A 15,767-nucleotide genomic window follows, 5' to 3' on the forward strand; every position below is an offset into this window, starting at 1 on the left:
TGGCAATCGTTGCGGTCAGAGCGCCTTGAAGGCCTCAAGCGCCTTGGCGCCGTACATCACGGACGGTCCACCTCCCATCTCGACGGCGACCTCCAGGGCCTCGATCAGGCCCTGTTCGGTCGCGCCGTGCCGCTTGGCGCCGGCCACGTGATAGACGATGCAGTCCTCGCAGCCCTGCGAGACCGCGATGGCGACGGCCATCAACTCGCGCTGCGCCGCATCGAAGGTGGAGCCGGGGGCGGTCGCTGCCTTGCTCACGGCGGCAAAGCCTCCGAAGAGCTCGGGAGCGGCCCTGGAGAACGTCTGGATACGGGTCCGAACGGTACGGAGCCTGTCTGCGGCATCGGTCATTCTGCGAGTGCCCGTGAGATGATGTCGAGGACCTCGGCCGGATGATCCCAATGGGGCATGTGTCCGGCCGATGGGAAGTGATGCACCGCGATGCGCGGAGAGAGGGCAAGGACGTCCTGCCAGTCGAGGATCCGATCCCGGTGGCCGGTCAGCACCCGCACGGCCATCTGGCGCGAAAGGGCTTCCAGATCGAGCGTGAGGTCGACCGTCTGGCCGCCCCGGCCCAGGAGGGCCCGTGAGAGCTCGGCCAGGCGACCTTGCCTTTGTGCCTCATAGATCGTGCCGATGACCTCGGCCGAGAGGCTGTTCGGCCGGTCCGAGAGGCGGCGGAGGAGGTGAGAGACCTCCCCGACGCTGGCCGGGTCGGCCATGCCCCGGATGAACTCCGCGTCGATCGCCAGGCCAAGCCCTGCCGGCGCGATCAGCGTGAGCGACGCCGCCTGCCCGGCCTGCGCGAGCCTCGTCGCCGGAACGGACCCCAGGGAGTGGGAGACGACGTGCGGCGCCTGACCCCCGAAGACCTCTCGGACCACCGTGCCCAGGCCAGCTCCCGAGATCGTCCGCCGAGGCTGCCTCGCGCGAGGTCCGCCCATGGCCCGCAGGTCGACCGTCACCACCTTCATGCCCCTGCGGGCAAGGCCCGAGGCGAGCGTGGCCCAGGTGCTGCGGTCCCCCGCATAGCCGTGGAGGAGCAGCACCGGGGTCCCAGTCGGGGAGCCCGAGACCGCGTAGGAGATTCCGTCGACCGAACTCTCGCCCTCGGCCGCCGCGTCCGGCATCCTTCGCATCACGTCGCGGAGCTCGATCCGCCCACGCCGGCCGGAGCCCGACAGGGACGAAAGGTCGATGCCGGCCCGCCGCGCCGCGCGGCGCGCGACAGGAGTGGCCCGGGGGAGGGCCCCTTCATGCCCAGAGGTCACGGCCGATGCCGGCGCGGTCGCTGCGGCCGGCGTCGTCGTCGCAGCCTCGGACGGAGTCTCCTCCTGGCCCTCGCCGCCGGTCCAATCCTCGGCCCCGCCCAAGTCGATTTGGGCGATGGGATCGCCCACGGTCACCCGGTCGCCCGGGCCCACGAGCGTCTCGGTCAGCATTCCCGGCCCCAGGGCCGGAAACTCCACGGCGGTCTTGTCGGTCTCGATCTCGATCAACGGGTCGCCACGCTTGAAGCTCTGCCCCGGCTGGACGAGCCAGGCGGAGACGACTCCGTCCTCCATCGTCTCGCCGAGGCGCGGCATGGTCAGGATGGTCATGCCACGAGCCTTTCCGCCGTCTCGCGCAGCAGGGCGGGCGTCGGGACCGAAGCTGCCTCCAGCGCGACCGAGACCGAGATCGGGATGTCCTCGCCCGCCACCCGGACGACCGGGTCATGAAGGAAGTCGAAGCACTCCTCATGGATACGGGCGGACAGCTCCGCGGCGACGCCGGCGGTCATGACGCCTTCCGAAACCACCATGGCGCGCCCCACACGCTCGACTTCCGTCCGGACCGTATCGAAATCGAGCGGATTGAGCGTGCGCAGATCGATCACCGTGGCCTCGATCCCGCGCTCGGACAGATCCTGAGCCGCCTTGAGCGCATTGTGGACCTGCCGGGAGTAGGTGACGATCACGAGGTCGTCGCCTCTGCGCCGGATGGCGGCCTTGCCCCAGTCCGGCACGGGCGACGAGAGGTCCACCTCCTCCTTGAGGGTATAGAGCGCCTTGTGCTCGATGAAGACCACGGGATCGGGTTGCCGCAGGGCGCCACGCAGGAGGTGATAGGCGTCCGCCACGGTCGCGGGCATGGCGAGCCGCAGCCCCGGCGTGTGCAGGACATAGGCCTCAAGGCTCTGGGAATGCTGCGCGCCCGCCGACCGACCCGTGCCCCCTTGGGTCCGCAGGACCATGGGCACGCCGATCTGGCCGCCGAACATGTAGCGGATCTTGGCGGCCTGGTTGCCGAGCTGGTCCATCGTCATGCCGATGAAGTCCACATACATGAGCTCGGCGACGGGCTTCAGCCCCGCCATTGCCGCGCCGACGGCCGCCCCCACGATCGCGGGCTCGCTGATGGGCGTGTCGAGGAGACGATCGGGGCCGAATTCCTCGATCAGGCCCTTGGTCACCCCGTAGGCGCCGCCGTAGCGGCCGACCTCCTCGCCGATCACGAGCACGCGGTCGTCCTCGGTCATGGCGTCCCGCAGCGCCTGCCGCAGCGCGTCCCGATAGGTCATCTGAACCATGCTTCTCACTCCCTCGCCAGGACGCGGTCGATGCGGGTCCGAACCGGCTCGGGCTCGGGCTCGTCGGGGCCGTAGACGTCGCGGAACATGGAGGCGAGCGGCGGCTCGCCGGAGGCCACGGCAAAGTCGATGGCCTGGTCCATCTCCGCCTCGATCCCCCGGTCGAGGGCGTCGAGATCCCCCGCCTCGGTGCCGGACTCGATCAGGGCGGCGCGGGCGTGCAGCACCGGGTCCTTCTGCCGGCCCAGCGCCTCATCCTCGTCCTTGCGGTAGGGACTCTTGTCCATGCGCGCATGACCGAAGAAGCGATAGCACTCGACGGCCAGGAAGCCGGGCTGGCCCGTCCGGGCGCCATCCATGACCTCCTGGGCGGCCTCGCGCACCTCGGTCACGTCGAGCCCGTCCACGGTCTCGCCCTGCAGGCCGAAGGCGCGGGCGCGCAGGTGCAGCTCACGCCCTTTCGTGGCCTGGTCGATATGGGTTCCCATGCCGTACTGGTTGTTGATGCAGACGAACAGCACCGGCAGGTCCCACAGCGCCGCCATGTTCATGCTCTCGTAGAGGATGCCCTGCTGCATCGCGCCGTCGCCGAAGAAGGCGACCGAGACATCGCCCTTGCCGGCCCGCTTCGACGCGAGACCTGCGCCGACGACGGCGGGGATGCCGCCCCCGACGATGGCGTTCGCGCCCAGGTGGCCGAGCCCCATGTCCGCGATGTGCATGGAGCCGCCCTTGCCATGGCAGTAGCCCGTCTCCTTGCCCCCGATCTCGGCCATCATGCGGTTCGGGTCGGCGCCGCGCGCAAGGAAGATGCCGTGCCCGCGGTGGTGCGTGGTGAAGGTGTCGCCTTGGCGCATCGTGGCGCAGACGCCGACCGCGGCGGATTCCTCGCCGATGGACAGGTGGAGCATGGAGCCGGCCGACTGGCCGCGGACGAAGAGCTCGCCTACCCGTTCCTCGAAGGTGCGGACGCGCCGCATCTGGGTATAGAGCTCGCGCAGGTCGCTGTTATGGCGCGGCGCCGGGCCGGATGTGGCCCTCAGGGCGGTCTGGGTCATATGGGATCTCACAGGAGGCTGAGCTTGGTGGTTCGCGACACGATCGCGACGGCCGCGAGGATGATCACGCCTTTGACGATGTTCTGGACATAGGTGTCGAGGCCCACGAGGTTCAGGCCGTTGTTGATGACGCCGATGAAGAGGGCGCCGCAGAAGGTGCCCGCGACCGTGGCCGTGCCGGGGCGGAACATGGTCATGCCGATGAAGACGGTGGCCAGGCCGTCGAGAAGGTAGCGCTCGCCGACGTTGGGCTGGCCGGAGCCGAGGCGTGCGGCCAGGAGCGCCCCTGCCACCACCGCGAAGAGCGACACGATCGCCAGGGCGGACATCCGGTAGAACGTGATGGGGAGGCCGGAAAGCTCGGCCGCCTTGCGGTTGCCCCCCACGGCGTAGATGTAGCGGCCGAACACCGTCCGCTCCATGACGAACCAGGCCACCAGGGCGGACGCCAGCATGAAGATCGCCAGCGTCGGCACCCCAAGGATGCTGCCTTGGCCGAGGTCGAGGTAGGACTGCGGCAGGCCGCCGTAGATGGCCCGTCCGCCGGTCAGCACGAAGTTCACGCCGAAGAGGATCGAGCCGGTCGCAAGCGTCGCGATCAGGGAGGGGATGCCGACCTTGGTCACGAGCAGGCCGTTCACGATCCCGACGACGAGCCCGGCGATCAACCCCGCGCCGATCGCCGCGGCAAGCGGCCAGTCCAGCGTGAGCAGCAGGGGCACCAGGATGCCCGACAGGCCGACCGTGTAGCCGACCGACAGGTCGATCTCCTTGGCGGCGAAGCCGAAGGTCAGGCCGCATCCGACGATGGTCAGGATGGCGATCTGCTGGAAGATGTTGGACACGTTGAGAGGCGTCAGGAACCTGTCCACGAAGAGCGCGAAGCCCAGGAACATGAGCACGAGGACCCCCAGCGTCGAGTAGCGCTGGAGCCAGTCGCCCTTCCCCTTTCGCAGGGTCTCGGCGTGGCCGGGGGCGGAAATACCTGTGTTGATGGTCATGCGGCCTCTCCCGAGATGGCTGCGATGAATCGGGCCTCGGAGAATTCCGAAGCGGGAATGGGTGTGCCGAGGCGACCATGGGCAAAGGGCAGCGCGATGTCGCAGACCTGCGCGATCTCGATCAGGTCGGAGGAGGCGATGACGATGCCGGCGCCACCGGCGGCCAGGCGCCGGATATGGGCATAGATCTCCTGTTTGGCGCCGATGTCGACACCTTCCGTCGGCTCGATGAAGATCAGGACGCGGTACCGGTCCCCGGCTCCGTAGAGCCACTTGCCGATCGACACCTTCTGCTTGTTGCCGCCCGACAGGTTCCGGATCAGTTGCCCGTCCCCGGGGGTCTTGATGTTCAGGAGGCGGATGATCCGCCCCGCCTCCGCATGCTCGGCCCGGCGGGACAGGATGCCGGAGCGAGCGGCGGTGTCGGCATGGACCATCGACAGGTTCTCGAGCACCGAGCCTTCGCCGCTGAGCGCGTTCTCCATGCGGTGGTCGGGCACCAGCGCCACGCCGCTCTGCTGCATGGCGCGGACGCCGCGAGCCTCGACGGAGCGCCCGGCCACCTCGATGCGACCCGAGCTCACGCCCTGTCGCGTGTAGAGCGATCGCGCGAAGCCGAAATGCCCGGCGCCGGTCAGCCCGATGAGGCCGACGATCTGGCCGGCCTGCAACGTGAACTCTGGGACGGTCACCCCGCCTACGGTCCAGTCCCGTACCCGTAGGACCGGGGCCCCCACCGAGCGGGAGCGCGTCTCGGCGACGATCGCGGGACCCAAGGCCCCCTCGCGGCGAAGCATGAGATCGACGAGCTGCGCCTCGGTCGCGTCCTTGGCCTGAAGCGTGGCGACGTGCTTGCCGTCGCGCAGGACGGTGATGCGGTCCGAGAGATCGCGGACCTCGGAGAGGAAATGGCTGATGAGGACGACCCCGACGCCGCGCTGCGGCAGGCCGCGGATGATGGACCAGAGCCGACGCTTTTCACGCGCCTCCAGCGTGGCGGTCGGCTCGTCCAGGATCAGGAGGCGTATGTTGCCACGCAGGGCGCGCACGATCTCGATGACCTTCTGCTCGGCCATCGGAAGCTCGCCCACGGGGCGGTCGAGTGGCAACGCCAGACTCGGAAACCAGTTCTCGACCAGCTCTGCAGCCCGGCGATTCAGCTCACGAGATCGAAGGACGCCACCCGCACGCCGGGGTTCAGCGCCAAGGAGGATGTTCTCTGCTCCCGTCAGGCCGGGGACCAGGCTGCCCTCCTGGCTCACATGGGCGATGCCATGCGCCAAGGCCGCGCGAGGCGAGTCGAGGGTGACCGGGCGGTCCTCAAGGTTGAGCTGGCCCGAGGTCGGTCGGAGCGATCCGCCGAGGACGTTGACGAAGGTCGACTTGCCTGCGCCATTCTCGCCGATGAGGCCGTGGACCTCGTCGAAGCGAAACTCGGCCGAGACTCCGTCGAGCGCCCGGGTGCCCGGGAAATCCATGACGATCTGTTCAAGCCTGCAACTCATAGGGTCCTCCCCTGGCGGAGCTCGCCGGTCCCGCAGGACATCCACCCCCACGCGAGGTGGGGGTGGACTAGGTCCTATTGCATGAACTCTTGGCAGTTCTGCTTGGTGACGAGCGGCGCGTCCATGTAGACCGTGTTGGAGGGGATCACCTCCTCGCGCGGCTTGCCATCGACGACGGTCGCGCGGATCCACTCTCCCACTTGCGCGCCCATGCCCTCGAAGGGCTGGGCCACGGTGGCGATCATCATGCTGTCCGGCTTGCAGACCTCGGCGATGGCCTGCGGGTGCCCGTCGATGCCGATCACCTTCACGTCGGTGAGGCCGGCGGCGGCGAGGACGTTGATGGCGGCCTGAGCGGGCTCGTCCCAGGGAGCCCAGACGGCGTCGATGTCCTCGCCATAGCGGGCGACGTAGTCCTGCATGGTCGTGGTCGTGTCCTCGAAGAAGGCCGTGTAGTCGATGTTGTGCTCCTCGAGCACCTTGACCCCTTGGTACTCCTGCAGGACGTCCTCCATCACGTCGCCGCGTTTGCGGGTCCCGTGGTGCTCCGCCATGCGGAGGAAGATGATGTTGCCTTCGCCGCCCATCTGATCGAGCAGGTAGGGCGAGACCGAGGACGACATGGCCCAGTTGTTCGTCGTGACGTCCACCATCACCCCCGGGATGTAGCCCGAGTCCACTGAGAAGATCGGGATGCCCGCCTGCACGGCCGCCTCGATGGCGGCCCGACTCGCCCGGAGATCGGACATCGTGATGATGATGGCATCCACCCCGCGCGAGGCCGCGTCCTGGAGGTTGGTCGCCGTCGCCTCGCCCGATCCGCCCGAGTCGAGGAAGCTAACGTTCCAGTTCAGGCCCTGCTCGGCCAGCCAGGCTTCGAAGCCAGCCTTCACGCGTTGCTCGGACTGCGCTGCGGCGTTCGAATGGACCCAAGCGATATCCATCGCGTCGTCCTGGGCCATGGCAGCACTGGCCAGCGAGCTGCCGGCCAGAAGCAGTCCGGCAAATAGAGTCCGTGTCATGTGGTTCCTCCCATCCTCCTTGAGTGGCCTGACACCGCGAAGGGCCTTCGTGCCGTGATGTCCCCCGTTCGGCGGGGGTTCGTGGTGCTGGACACGGGCACATCCTCGACGAGCCTGTTACAGATGTCAAGTTATATGACATTTGTAATTTGCGGCGTGGCCGGGATCATGCCAAGACGAGCCGGAACCGGCGGGGAGAGCGAGGACATGGACGTGGTCAGCGAGAGACAGCTGATGAGCCGGGCCGCTTGGCTGTACTACCTCGGGGGCCTGACGCAGGAGGAGGTTTCGGCTCGCCTCGGGGTGACGCGCGCCCGTGTGAACAAGCTGCTCCAGCAGGCCCGGGCGGAGGGGGTCGTTTCGGTGACGATCGATCATCGCGAGCTCGGGCTCCTGCCCACGGAGGAGGCTCTCGCCCGTGCCTTCAAGCTCGACCTCTGCATCTGCACGCCGCCGCTTGGCCTGCCTGAAGGCGGGACAGAGGGAGCCTTGGCCGAGTTTCCTCGCCGGGCCGTGGGAGCTGCCGCGGCAAGGTTCCTGCGTGAACGGCTGGCCGAGCGCCCCGATCTCGTCATCGGCACAGGCTGGGGTCGAACGCTCGAGCAGATGACGCTCCACGTCGCAGGGCTGTCCGCGCCTCTAGCCCGCTTCGTGAGCCTGATGGGATCGCTCACCGCCAATTCCGCCTTCAACCCGTTCGAAGTGGTTCAAGCCCTCGCGCGCAGCACGGGCGGACAAGGATGGTTTCTGCCGGTGCCCTTCATCGCCGATAGCCCCGCCGACAAAGAGATCCTGATGTCTCAGCGGACCGTGGCGGAAGCCTTGAGATTGGCGCGAGGGGCGGACTTGGCGCTGGTCTCGGTCGGCGAGCTTACTGAAAGGTCGCTCTTGCGCCGAAGCGAGATGATTTCCTCTCGGGAGCTTGAGGAACTGCGTCGCTCCGGCGCTGTGGGTGACACGAACGGCATCTTCTTCAACGCGGAGGGTCATCCGGTTTCCCACGGCCTCAACGTGCGCACCTTGGCAGTTGGATTCGACGACCTGCGGCGCAGCTTTACGGTTCTGCTGGCGGCCGGAGCCGAAAAGGAAGAGGCCACCCTCGCACTCCTGCGGAGCGGCTTGGCCAAAGGCCTCATCGTCGATGGCGATACGGCGATTCGCCTGGTTCGGCGGGTGACCTAGCCGATCCTTTCCGAACAAGCGCCCTATTTGGGTGGCCTCCGTTCGTTGGCCGCCAGCCCTTCGGGGCGGTTTCCGTGCCTGCGTCCCTTAAGGCGGCATGGCACTTGGAAAACGGAAACGCCTCATTATGATCGTCCGTACAGAATGTATCCGGATTGAACCGGATGCGTGCCACGGGAGGAAATCCAATGATGACACGTACGACCCTCTGGGCCGCCGCTTCGCTGCTGGCCTTGACCCTACCGGCCGCGGCCCAGGAGGCTGCCGAGGGCGCTGCTGCCGAAGGTTCAAGCGGCCCTTACGATATCGCGACCGTGGTCAAGATCGCAGGCATCCAGTGGTTCAACCGCATGGAGGAAGGCGTCAAGCAGTTCGCTGCCGACACCGGCAACAACGCCTTCCAGGTCGGGCCCGCCCAGGCCGACCCGCAGCAGCAGGCCGCCCTCATCGAGGACATGATCGCTCAGGGCGTGGACGCGATCGCCGTCGTGCCCATGTCCCCCGAGGCGCTGGAGCCTGTGCTGGGCCGTGCGCAGGAGGCCGGGATCGTCGTCGTCTCGCACGAGGCGGCGTCCCAGCAGAACGTCAGCTACGACATCGAGGCCTTCAAGAACGAGGACTTCGGCGCGACCCTCATGGAGAACCTCGCCCAGTGCATGGGCGGCGAGGGCGAGTATGCGGTCTTCGTGGGCTCCCTGACCTCGCAGACCCACAACCAGTGGGTGGACGGCGCCATCGCCTATCAGCAGGCGAACTATCCGAACATGACCCTCGTCGGGGACAAGAACGAGACCTTCGACGACCAGCAGCAGGCCTATGCCGCGGCGCAGGAGGTCCTGCGGGCGCACCCGAACATCAAGGGGTTCCAGGGCTCGGCCTCGACGGACGTGGCGGGAATCGGCCTCGCCATCGAGGAGCGAGGCATGGAGGACCAGAGCTGCGTGGTCGGCACCTCGCTGCCCTCGATCGCCGGCCAGTACATCGAGACTGGAGCCGTGGACATGATCGGCTTCTGGGACCCGTCCCTTGCGGGCTACGTGATGAACAGCGTGGCCCAGATGGTCCTGAACGGCGAGGAGGTGACCTCGGGCATGGACCTGGGGCAGACCGGCTACGAAAGCGTGACGCTCGACGGGAAGGTCATCTACGGTCAGGCCTGGGTCGAGGTGAACAAGGACAACCTGGCCGATTATCCGTTCTGAGCCGAGGCGCGGGCGGACCCCCGCCCGCGCGTCGCCTGACCCGGGACCCCCAATGACCGATCGGCAGCCCCTCGTCGTGATGACGGGCGTCACCAAGACCTACGCCGGCATCACGGCGCTCGACGACGTCGACTTCGTCGTCCGCGCCGGCGAGGCGGTCTGCCTCGCGGGGGAGAACGGGTCGGGCAAGTCCACTCTCATCAAGCTTCTGGCAGGGGTGGAGAAGCCCGACCGTGGCGTCATCTCCCTCGACGGCGTGCCTCATGCCGCGATGACGCCGACCGCGGCCGCTGCGTCGGGGATCGCCGTCATCTTCCAGGACTTCTCTCTCTTCCCGAACCTGTCGGTGGCCGAGAACATAGCCTTCGGGGCCGAGCTGGCCGAAGGAGCGAGGTTCGTCCGTGGGCGGCACGTTCGGGAGTTGGCCGCCCGGACGCTGGAGCGGGTGGGCGTTCCTCTGGACCTGTCGGCCACCGTGGGCATGCTGCCCGTCGCCCAGAAGCAGCTCGTGGCGATCTGCCGGGCGCTCGCATCCGAGGCGCGGCTGATCGTCATGGACGAGCCGACCACCGCCTTGACCGAGCGCGAGGTGCGGGCGCTCCTGGCCATCATCCAGCGTCTCAAGGCGGATGGCGTGGCCGTGATCTTCGTCTCCCACAAGCTCGCGGAGGTGCTGGAGGTCTCCGAGCGCGTCGTGGTCCTGAGGAACGGCCGAAAGGTCGCCGAGGGGCCGGCCGCGGAGTTCGACGCCCGGAGCCTCACGCGCCACATGACGGGTCGCGACCTCGCCGAGGTGGGAGCGGCCCCCCTCGACCCCTCCGCGCCCGTCCTCCTGACCGTGGAGCGACTGTCCAAGGCGGGCGCCTTCGCGGACATCGGCTTCACGCTTCGCGCGGGCGAGGTGCTGGGAATCTCGGGTCTGCTGGGCTCGGGACGCACGGCACTCGCCAAGGCCCTGTTCGGCTTGGTCGTCCCCGAGACCGGCCGGGTCACTCTCGATGGCCGCGAGGTGCCGCTCGGCGATCCGCTCCGAGCAGCCGGGGCGGGGATCGGCTACGTTCCCGAGGACCGACTGACGGAAGGGTTGTTCCTGACGCAGTCCATCCTTCGCAACGTCGGTGTGGGGCGCATCGAGGCGCATGGTCGAGGCCCGTTCCTGGACATGGCGGGCCTGGTCGAGGACGCGCGCGACTGGCTCGCCCGGCTGCGCGTCAGGGCCCCCGATCCCGAGGCTCCGGTGCGGTCGCTCTCGGGAGGCAACCAGCAGCGCGTCGTCCTCGCGCGCTGGCTGGCTCGTGCCCCGCGCATCCTGATCCTGAACGGGCCATCGGTGGGCGTGGACGTGGGATCCAAGGCCGAGATCCATGCCATCATCGCCGATCTCGCGGCGCACGGACTGGGCGTGATCGTGATCTCGGACGACCTTCCGGAGCTTCTGGCGACCTGCCACCGCATCCTTGTCATGGTGGAGGGCCGCATCGTGGAGGACATCCCGAGGATGGATGCGACCGAGGAGGGGCTGGCCCGGAGGCTCGCGTCATGAGCAGCCTCCTGGGACGGAACGAGACGCTGGTCGCCGGTGTGATCCTTGCCTTCTGCATGGTGGGCGCGCTGGCGGACCCCGGGTTCCTGTCGATCCCGACCCTCATGGATCTGCTCAGGGCCGGGATCGTGCTCGGCATCCTGGCCGTGGGCGTGCTGGTGGTCCTCGTCTCGGGCGGGATCGACGTGAGCACGACCTCGCTCGCCATCGTCGCGCTCTACGTCACGACGCTCTTCGTCCAGAACGTCACCCCCGAGATGGGCTGGCCCCTGGCCTTCCTGCTGGCCGCCGTCGTCGGGGCGCTGCTTGGGGCGATCAACGGCTTGCTGATCGCCGGGCTCGGCCTGCCCACCCTGATCGTGACGCTCGGGACGCTCTCGGTCTTCCGAGGGTTTCTCCTCACCTTCGTGGGCTCGCGGCTGATCTCCAACCTGCCGGGAGGACTCAGGGACTTCTCCCGCGCGATGATGATTCGGGGCACCAACGCGGACGGCTCGTTCTACTCTCTCCCTTGGGCCTTCGCCTTCCTCGTGGGCGTCGTGGTGCTGACATGGTTCCTGCTCTACCGCACGATGCTCGGCCGGCAGGTCTTCGCGATCGGCGGATCGATGGAGAGCGCGCGACGGATCGGCATTCCGGTCCGGCGGGTGCAGTTCCTCGTCTTCGTCTACGTGGGCGCCTTGGGCGGCCTCGCGGGGATCATCCACGCTTCGCTGGCCCGGGTCGCGAATCCGCAGGACCTGCTCCTGAACCAGCAGCTCCCGGTGCTGGCCGCCGTCGTGCTGGGCGGGGCGCGGCTTGAGGGCGGGACGGGGACCTTGACAGGAACGCTGCTGGGGGTGAGCCTGATCGTTCTGGTGTCGAACAGCCTGATCGCTCTCGGCATCCCGAACACCTTCCAGTCCATCGTGATCGGTTTCCTTATCCTGCTGGGAACGGGGCTCCCCGCCTGGCAGGCCCGGCGCGCCCAACGGAGGGCCGCATGACCGCCGCGCCCGCTCCCCGCGTATCGCGCCTCCTGGCGCAGCCCGAGGCCCGGCTGGCCCTCATCATGGTGCTCGTGTTCGCGGTGATGGCAGCGCTGGCGCCGGAGCGGTTCCTCACGCCGCAGAACGCGACCTCCATGGCCTTCCAGTTCCCGGAATTCGCGATCCTGGCCTTGGCCATCACGATCACGATGCTGACCGGCGGGATCGACCTGTCGATCGTCGGCATCGCCAACTGCTGCGCCATCGTGGCGTCGCTGCTCTTGACCCGGCTCGCGCCCGGCGCGGAGGCCGGGGTCGGATGGCTCCTGCTGTCCTATGCCGCGGCTCTGGCCGCCGGGGCGGCAGCGGGGCTGTTCAACGGGGTGCTGATCGCCTTCGGGGGGCTGCCGCCGATCCTGGCGACGCTGGGCTCGGGATTGATCTTCACCGGTCTCGCCGTGGCGCTGACGGGCGGCACCGCCATCATGGGCTTCCCGGCCTCGGCGGCCTGGCTCGGCAACGGCAGCGTCCTGGGCCTACCCGTGCCGCTGGTCGTCTTCGGACTTCTCGCGGCGGGGCTGAGCCTGGTGCTGTCGCGCACGGGGTTCGGGCTCAAGGTCCAGATGTTCGGGGCGAACCCGCTGGCCGCCCGCTACGCCGCCGTCGACATCGAGCGGCTGCTGCTCAGGGTCTACGTCGCATCGGGGATGCTGGCGGCCATCGCGGGCCTCATCATCATGTCCCGGGCCAACAGCGCCAAGGCCGACTATGGGCAGAGCTACACGCTGCTGGCCGTCCTCATCGCCGTCTTGGGCGGCGTGAACCCTTACGGCGGCTACGGTCGCGTCGTCGGCGTGGTCCTCGCGGTGCTCACCATGCAGTTCCTGTCCTCGGGGCTCAACATGCTCCAGGTCTCGAACTTCGCGCGCGAGCTCATCTGGGGGGCGCTGCTCATCCTCGTCATGGTCATCAACACGCGCACTTGGGGATTCCGGCGCTTGCGGCGCCGCCTCCCCACTGCCGCGCCGCAAGGAGAGACACGGTGAAGAAGATCCTCAATGCCCCCGCCGACTACGTCGACGAGATGCTCGACGGCCTCGTGGCGGCGCATCCCGAGTTCTACCGGCTGCACGGCGACAGCCACCGCGTGATCGCGCGGGCGACGACGGGTCGGACGGGCAAGGTCGGGATCGTCACGGGCGGCGGATCAGGGCACCTGCCGGTCTTCACCGGCTATGTCGGTCCGGGACTCTTGGACGCCTGCGCCATCGGCGACGTCTTCGCCTCGCCCTCGGCCGAGCAGATGGCGGACGCGATCCGCGCGGCGGACATGGGCGCGGGTGTGCTGCGGCTCTACGGGAACTATGGCGGAGACGTCATGAACTTCGACATGGCGGGCGATCTCGTGGAGTTCGACGACATCCGCTGCACCACGGTCCAGCTTGCCGACGACGTGGCCTCGGCCCCACCCGGGGAGCGGGAGAAGCGCCGAGGCGTGGCCGGCATGGTCTACGCCTTCAAGATCGCGGGTGCCGCGGCCGAGGCGGGGCTGGACCTCGACGGGGTGACCCGGGTGGCGCAGAAGGCGGCGGACGCCTGTCGGTCCGTCGGGGCCGCGCTGTCGCCCTGCACGGTCCCTCAGGCGGGGCGGCCCACCTTCGAGATCGGCGAGGACGAGATGGAGATGGGCATGGGCATCCACGGCGAGCCCGGCGTCTGGCGCGACAAGCTCAGGCCCGCCGACGCCATCGCCGAGGAGATGATGGATCGGCTTCTGGCCGACATCCCCGTGGGCCGGGGAGACCGGGTCTCGGTCCTGGTGAACTCTCTCGGCGCGACACCGCCGGAGGAGCTGTACATCCTCTACCGCGTCGTGAAGGCACGGCTGGAGGAAGCCGGGGCGTCCATCGTCATGCCGCTGGTGGGCCGCTACGCCACATCCATGGAGATGGCGGGGGTGTCCTTCACCCTCATCAAGCTGGACGAGGAGCTGGAAGGCTTCCTCCGGGCTCCTTGCGACTGCGCCTTCTGGAGGGTCGGATGATCGACCGCGACGCCCTGCTCGGCGCCATCGCGCGGCTGACCGCGGCCATGGAGCGCGAGGCGCCCGCGCTCAACGAGATCGACGGGGCGCTGGGGGACGGGGACCTCGGAATCACGATGACGCGGGGGATGCAGGCCGTGGCGTCGGGAGCGGCGGAGATGCCCGCCGACCTCGGGCAGGCGCTGCTGAGATGCGCGCAGGCCTTCACCAAGACCTCGGGGTCGTCCTATGGGACGCTCTTCGCCACCGGGCTCATGTCGGCCGCGAAGGCGCTGAAGGGGCGGGAGTCCCTCGACGCCTCCGAGGTCTCGGGCTTGATCGCCGGGGCGCGCGACGCCATGCAGCAGCGGGGCAAGGCGGAGATCGGCGGCAAGACGGTGCTCGACAGCCTCGATGCCATGGCCAAGGCGACGGTAGGGCTGTCGGACCCGGCGGAGGTCGCCCGCGCCGCCCGCAATGCCGCGCAAGAGGCGATGGAGGCGTTCAGGGAGAAGCCGGCCACGGTCGGGCGCGCCCGCATCTTCGCGGATAAGAGCCGCACGATGCTCGATCCGGGGATGCTGGCCATGACGCGGATCGTCGAGGCGGTCACGGGAGAGGCATGATGGAGTATCGCTATCTGGGCCGATCGGGCCTCAAGGTCTCGGCGCTGGCGCTCGGCACCTTCACCTTCGGTGGGCGGGGGCCCTTCGGGATGCTGGCGGACCAGCAGGTGCCCGAGGCGCGCGCGCTCTTGGACCTCGCCGTCGAGCGGGGCGTGAACCTCGTCGATACGGCGAACATGTACTCGCTGGGGCTCTCCGAGGAAATCCTGGGACAGGTGATCGCGGGACGGCGCGAGGACCTCGTGATCTCCAGCAAGGCCCGGATGCCGATCGGTCCGGGTCCCAACGACGGCGGCTCGTCTCGGCAGCACCTGTTGCGGGAATGCGAGCGGTCGCTGAAGCGGCTCGGGACCGACCGGATCGACATCTATCACCTTCACGAATGGGACGGGACCACGCCGGTCGAGGAGACCTGCGAGGCGATGGACACGCTCGTCCGCCATGGGAAGGTGCGGTACTGGGGCTTCTCCAACTTCTGCGGATGGCAGGCGATGAAGCTGATCCATGCCGCCGAACGGCTGGGCACGATCCGGCCCGTCACGCAGCAGATCCATTACACGCTGGAGGCCCGGGAGGCCGAATACGAGCTGATCCCGCTGTCGGTGGACCAGGGGATCGGGGTGACGGTGTGGTCGCCCCTCGCGGCCGGCCTGCTCACCGGCAAGCACCGGCGCGACCGCGACCCGGCGCCAGGGAGCCGGCAGGCGAACGGCTGGACCGAGCCACCCATCCGCGACCGGGAGCGGCTATGGCGCATCGTGGACGTGCTGACGGAGATCGCGGGGGACCGGGGCGCGCCGATCCCGCAGGTGGCGCTGGCCTGGCTCCTGTCCCGCCCCGCCGTCGCGAGCCTGATCGTGGGCGCCCGGACGGCCGATCAACTGGCCGAGACGCTGGGGGCGGTGGACTTGACGCTTTCGGAGGAGGAGCACGGGCGGCTGGACGAGGTGAGCCGCCCAACGCTCATCTATCCCCACTGGCACCAGAACCAGTTCGCCAAGCCCACCTTCTCGGAGGCGGACTGGGTGCTGCACCGCGGCCAGCCCGAGACGCCTTGGGGCTGAA

15 protein-coding genes are annotated in these 15,767 nt (G+C 68.6%); 8 read left to right on the forward strand and 7 right to left on the reverse strand.

All coding sequences use genetic code 11. The features are described from left to right. Positions 1-15: 15 nt before the first annotated feature. The 7 genes from RUMESO_RS04165 to RUMESO_RS04195 form a co-directional block, all read right to left on the reverse strand. Positions 16-351 carry a carboxymuconolactone decarboxylase family protein gene (locus RUMESO_RS04165; RefSeq protein ID WP_037278212.1) on the reverse strand — a complete coding sequence of 112 codons (336 nt, stop codon included), beginning with the start codon at positions 349-351 and terminating at the stop codon, positions 16-18. Next, positions 348-1,601, reverse strand: a complete 1,254-nt coding sequence (locus tag RUMESO_RS04170) for an alpha/beta fold hydrolase (RefSeq protein WP_037278213.1) — start codon at positions 1,599-1,601, stop codon at positions 348-350. The genes RUMESO_RS04165 and RUMESO_RS04170 overlap by 4 nt, the downstream gene beginning before the upstream one ends. Continuing rightward, a complete protein-coding gene (locus RUMESO_RS04175) occupies positions 1,598-2,572 on the reverse strand; it encodes an alpha-ketoacid dehydrogenase subunit beta (RefSeq protein ID WP_037278214.1) in 975 nt (324 codons plus the stop codon). Before RUMESO_RS04175 ends, RUMESO_RS04170 begins: the two co-directional genes overlap by 4 nt. Before the next feature lie 5 nt (positions 2,573-2,577). Then, on the reverse strand, positions 2,578-3,630 hold the full coding sequence (locus RUMESO_RS04180; protein ID WP_051521009.1) for a thiamine pyrophosphate-dependent dehydrogenase E1 component subunit alpha: 1,053 nt from the start codon (positions 3,628-3,630) through the stop codon (positions 2,578-2,580). 8 nt (positions 3,631-3,638) lie between these two features. Next, positions 3,639-4,631, reverse strand: a complete 993-nt coding sequence (locus RUMESO_RS04185; RefSeq protein ID WP_037278216.1) for an ABC transporter permease — start codon at positions 4,629-4,631, stop codon at positions 3,639-3,641. Next, the gene (locus RUMESO_RS04190) at positions 4,628-6,136 is read right to left on the reverse strand and encodes a sugar ABC transporter ATP-binding protein (RefSeq protein WP_037278218.1); all 1,509 of its coding nucleotides are present in this window, start codon (positions 6,134-6,136) and stop codon (positions 4,628-4,630) included. The genes RUMESO_RS04185 and RUMESO_RS04190 overlap by 4 nt, the downstream gene beginning before the upstream one ends. A gap of 74 nt (positions 6,137-6,210) precedes the next feature. Next, on the reverse strand, positions 6,211-7,158 hold the full coding sequence (locus tag RUMESO_RS04195) for a sugar ABC transporter substrate-binding protein (RefSeq protein ID WP_037278219.1): 948 nt from the start codon (positions 7,156-7,158) through the stop codon (positions 6,211-6,213). A 207-nt stretch (positions 7,159-7,365) separates the two neighbouring features. Between RUMESO_RS04195 and RUMESO_RS04200 the strand changes: the two genes are divergently transcribed. From RUMESO_RS04200 to RUMESO_RS04235, 8 genes are all read left to right on the forward strand, one after another. Next, entirely contained in the window at positions 7,366-8,340 is a 975-nt protein-coding gene (locus RUMESO_RS04200; RefSeq protein ID WP_037278344.1) for a sugar-binding transcriptional regulator, read from the forward strand. Positions 8,341-8,531: 191 nt separating this feature from the next. After that, the gene (locus RUMESO_RS04205; protein WP_037278346.1) at positions 8,532-9,542 is read left to right on the forward strand and encodes an autoinducer 2 ABC transporter substrate-binding protein; all 1,011 of its coding nucleotides are present in this window, start codon (positions 8,532-8,534) and stop codon (positions 9,540-9,542) included. Positions 9,543-9,594: 52 nt separating this feature from the next. After that, the gene (locus tag RUMESO_RS04210) at positions 9,595-11,085 is read left to right on the forward strand and encodes a sugar ABC transporter ATP-binding protein (protein ID WP_037278220.1); all 1,491 of its coding nucleotides are present in this window, start codon (positions 9,595-9,597) and stop codon (positions 11,083-11,085) included. Beyond that, entirely contained in the window at positions 11,082-12,071 is a 990-nt protein-coding gene (locus tag RUMESO_RS04215; protein ID WP_037278222.1) for an ABC transporter permease, read from the forward strand. Before RUMESO_RS04210 ends, RUMESO_RS04215 begins: the two co-directional genes overlap by 4 nt. Further along, on the forward strand, positions 12,068-13,099 hold the full coding sequence (locus tag RUMESO_RS04220; protein WP_037278225.1) for an ABC transporter permease: 1,032 nt from the start codon (positions 12,068-12,070) through the stop codon (positions 13,097-13,099). Before RUMESO_RS04215 ends, RUMESO_RS04220 begins: the two co-directional genes overlap by 4 nt. After that, complete coding sequence (locus RUMESO_RS04225) at positions 13,096-14,097, forward strand: dihydroxyacetone kinase subunit DhaK (RefSeq protein WP_037278226.1); 1,002 nt, start codon at positions 13,096-13,098, stop codon at positions 14,095-14,097. The genes RUMESO_RS04220 and RUMESO_RS04225 overlap by 4 nt, the downstream gene beginning before the upstream one ends. Then, positions 14,094-14,702 (forward strand): dihydroxyacetone kinase subunit L, encoded by a 609-nt coding sequence (locus tag RUMESO_RS04230; protein WP_037278228.1) that lies wholly within the window; start codon positions 14,094-14,096, stop codon positions 14,700-14,702. Before RUMESO_RS04225 ends, RUMESO_RS04230 begins: the two co-directional genes overlap by 4 nt. Further along, positions 14,702-15,766, forward strand: coding sequence for an aldo/keto reductase (locus tag RUMESO_RS04235; RefSeq protein WP_037278230.1), 1,065 nt, complete (start codon positions 14,702-14,704; stop codon positions 15,764-15,766). The genes RUMESO_RS04230 and RUMESO_RS04235 overlap by 1 nt, the downstream gene beginning before the upstream one ends. Position 15,767 lies beyond the last annotated feature (1 nt).

Source organism: Rubellimicrobium mesophilum DSM 19309 (genome assembly GCF_000600335.2).
GTDB classification, from domain to species: domain Bacteria; phylum Pseudomonadota; class Alphaproteobacteria; order Rhodobacterales; family Rhodobacteraceae; genus Rubellimicrobium; species Rubellimicrobium mesophilum.

What these genes read in the sequence shown, in the direction of transcription:
- RUMESO_RS04165 (WP_037278212.1), bottom strand. Translation starts at nt 351, where the DNA reads ATGACCGATGCCGCAGACAGGCTCCGTACCGTTCGGACCCGTATCCAG.
- RUMESO_RS04170 (WP_037278213.1), bottom strand. Translation starts at nt 1,601, where the DNA reads ATGACCATCCTGACCATGCCGCGCCTCGGCGAGACGATGGAGGACGGA.
- RUMESO_RS04175 (WP_037278214.1), bottom strand. Translation starts at nt 2,572, where the DNA reads ATGGTTCAGATGACCTATCGGGACGCGCTGCGGCAGGCGCTGCGGGAC.
- RUMESO_RS04180 (WP_051521009.1), bottom strand. Translation starts at nt 3,630, where the DNA reads ATGACCCAGACCGCCCTGAGGGCCACATCCGGCCCGGCGCCGCGCCAT.
- RUMESO_RS04185 (WP_037278216.1), bottom strand. Translation starts at nt 4,631, where the DNA reads ATGACCATCAACACAGGTATTTCCGCCCCCGGCCACGCCGAGACCCTG.
- RUMESO_RS04190 (WP_037278218.1), bottom strand. Translation starts at nt 6,136, where the DNA reads ATGAGTTGCAGGCTTGAACAGATCGTCATGGATTTCCCGGGCACCCGG.
- RUMESO_RS04195 (WP_037278219.1), bottom strand. Translation starts at nt 7,158, where the DNA reads ATGACACGGACTCTATTTGCCGGACTGCTTCTGGCCGGCAGCTCGCTG.
- RUMESO_RS04200 (WP_037278344.1), top strand. Translation starts at nt 7,366, where the DNA reads ATGGACGTGGTCAGCGAGAGACAGCTGATGAGCCGGGCCGCTTGGCTG.
- RUMESO_RS04205 (WP_037278346.1), top strand. Translation starts at nt 8,532, where the DNA reads ATGACACGTACGACCCTCTGGGCCGCCGCTTCGCTGCTGGCCTTGACC.
- RUMESO_RS04210 (WP_037278220.1), top strand. Translation starts at nt 9,595, where the DNA reads ATGACCGATCGGCAGCCCCTCGTCGTGATGACGGGCGTCACCAAGACC.
- RUMESO_RS04215 (WP_037278222.1), top strand. Translation starts at nt 11,082, where the DNA reads ATGAGCAGCCTCCTGGGACGGAACGAGACGCTGGTCGCCGGTGTGATC.
- RUMESO_RS04220 (WP_037278225.1), top strand. Translation starts at nt 12,068, where the DNA reads ATGACCGCCGCGCCCGCTCCCCGCGTATCGCGCCTCCTGGCGCAGCCC.
- RUMESO_RS04230 (WP_037278228.1), top strand. Translation starts at nt 14,094, where the DNA reads ATGATCGACCGCGACGCCCTGCTCGGCGCCATCGCGCGGCTGACCGCG.
- RUMESO_RS04235 (WP_037278230.1), top strand. Translation starts at nt 14,702, where the DNA reads ATGGAGTATCGCTATCTGGGCCGATCGGGCCTCAAGGTCTCGGCGCTG.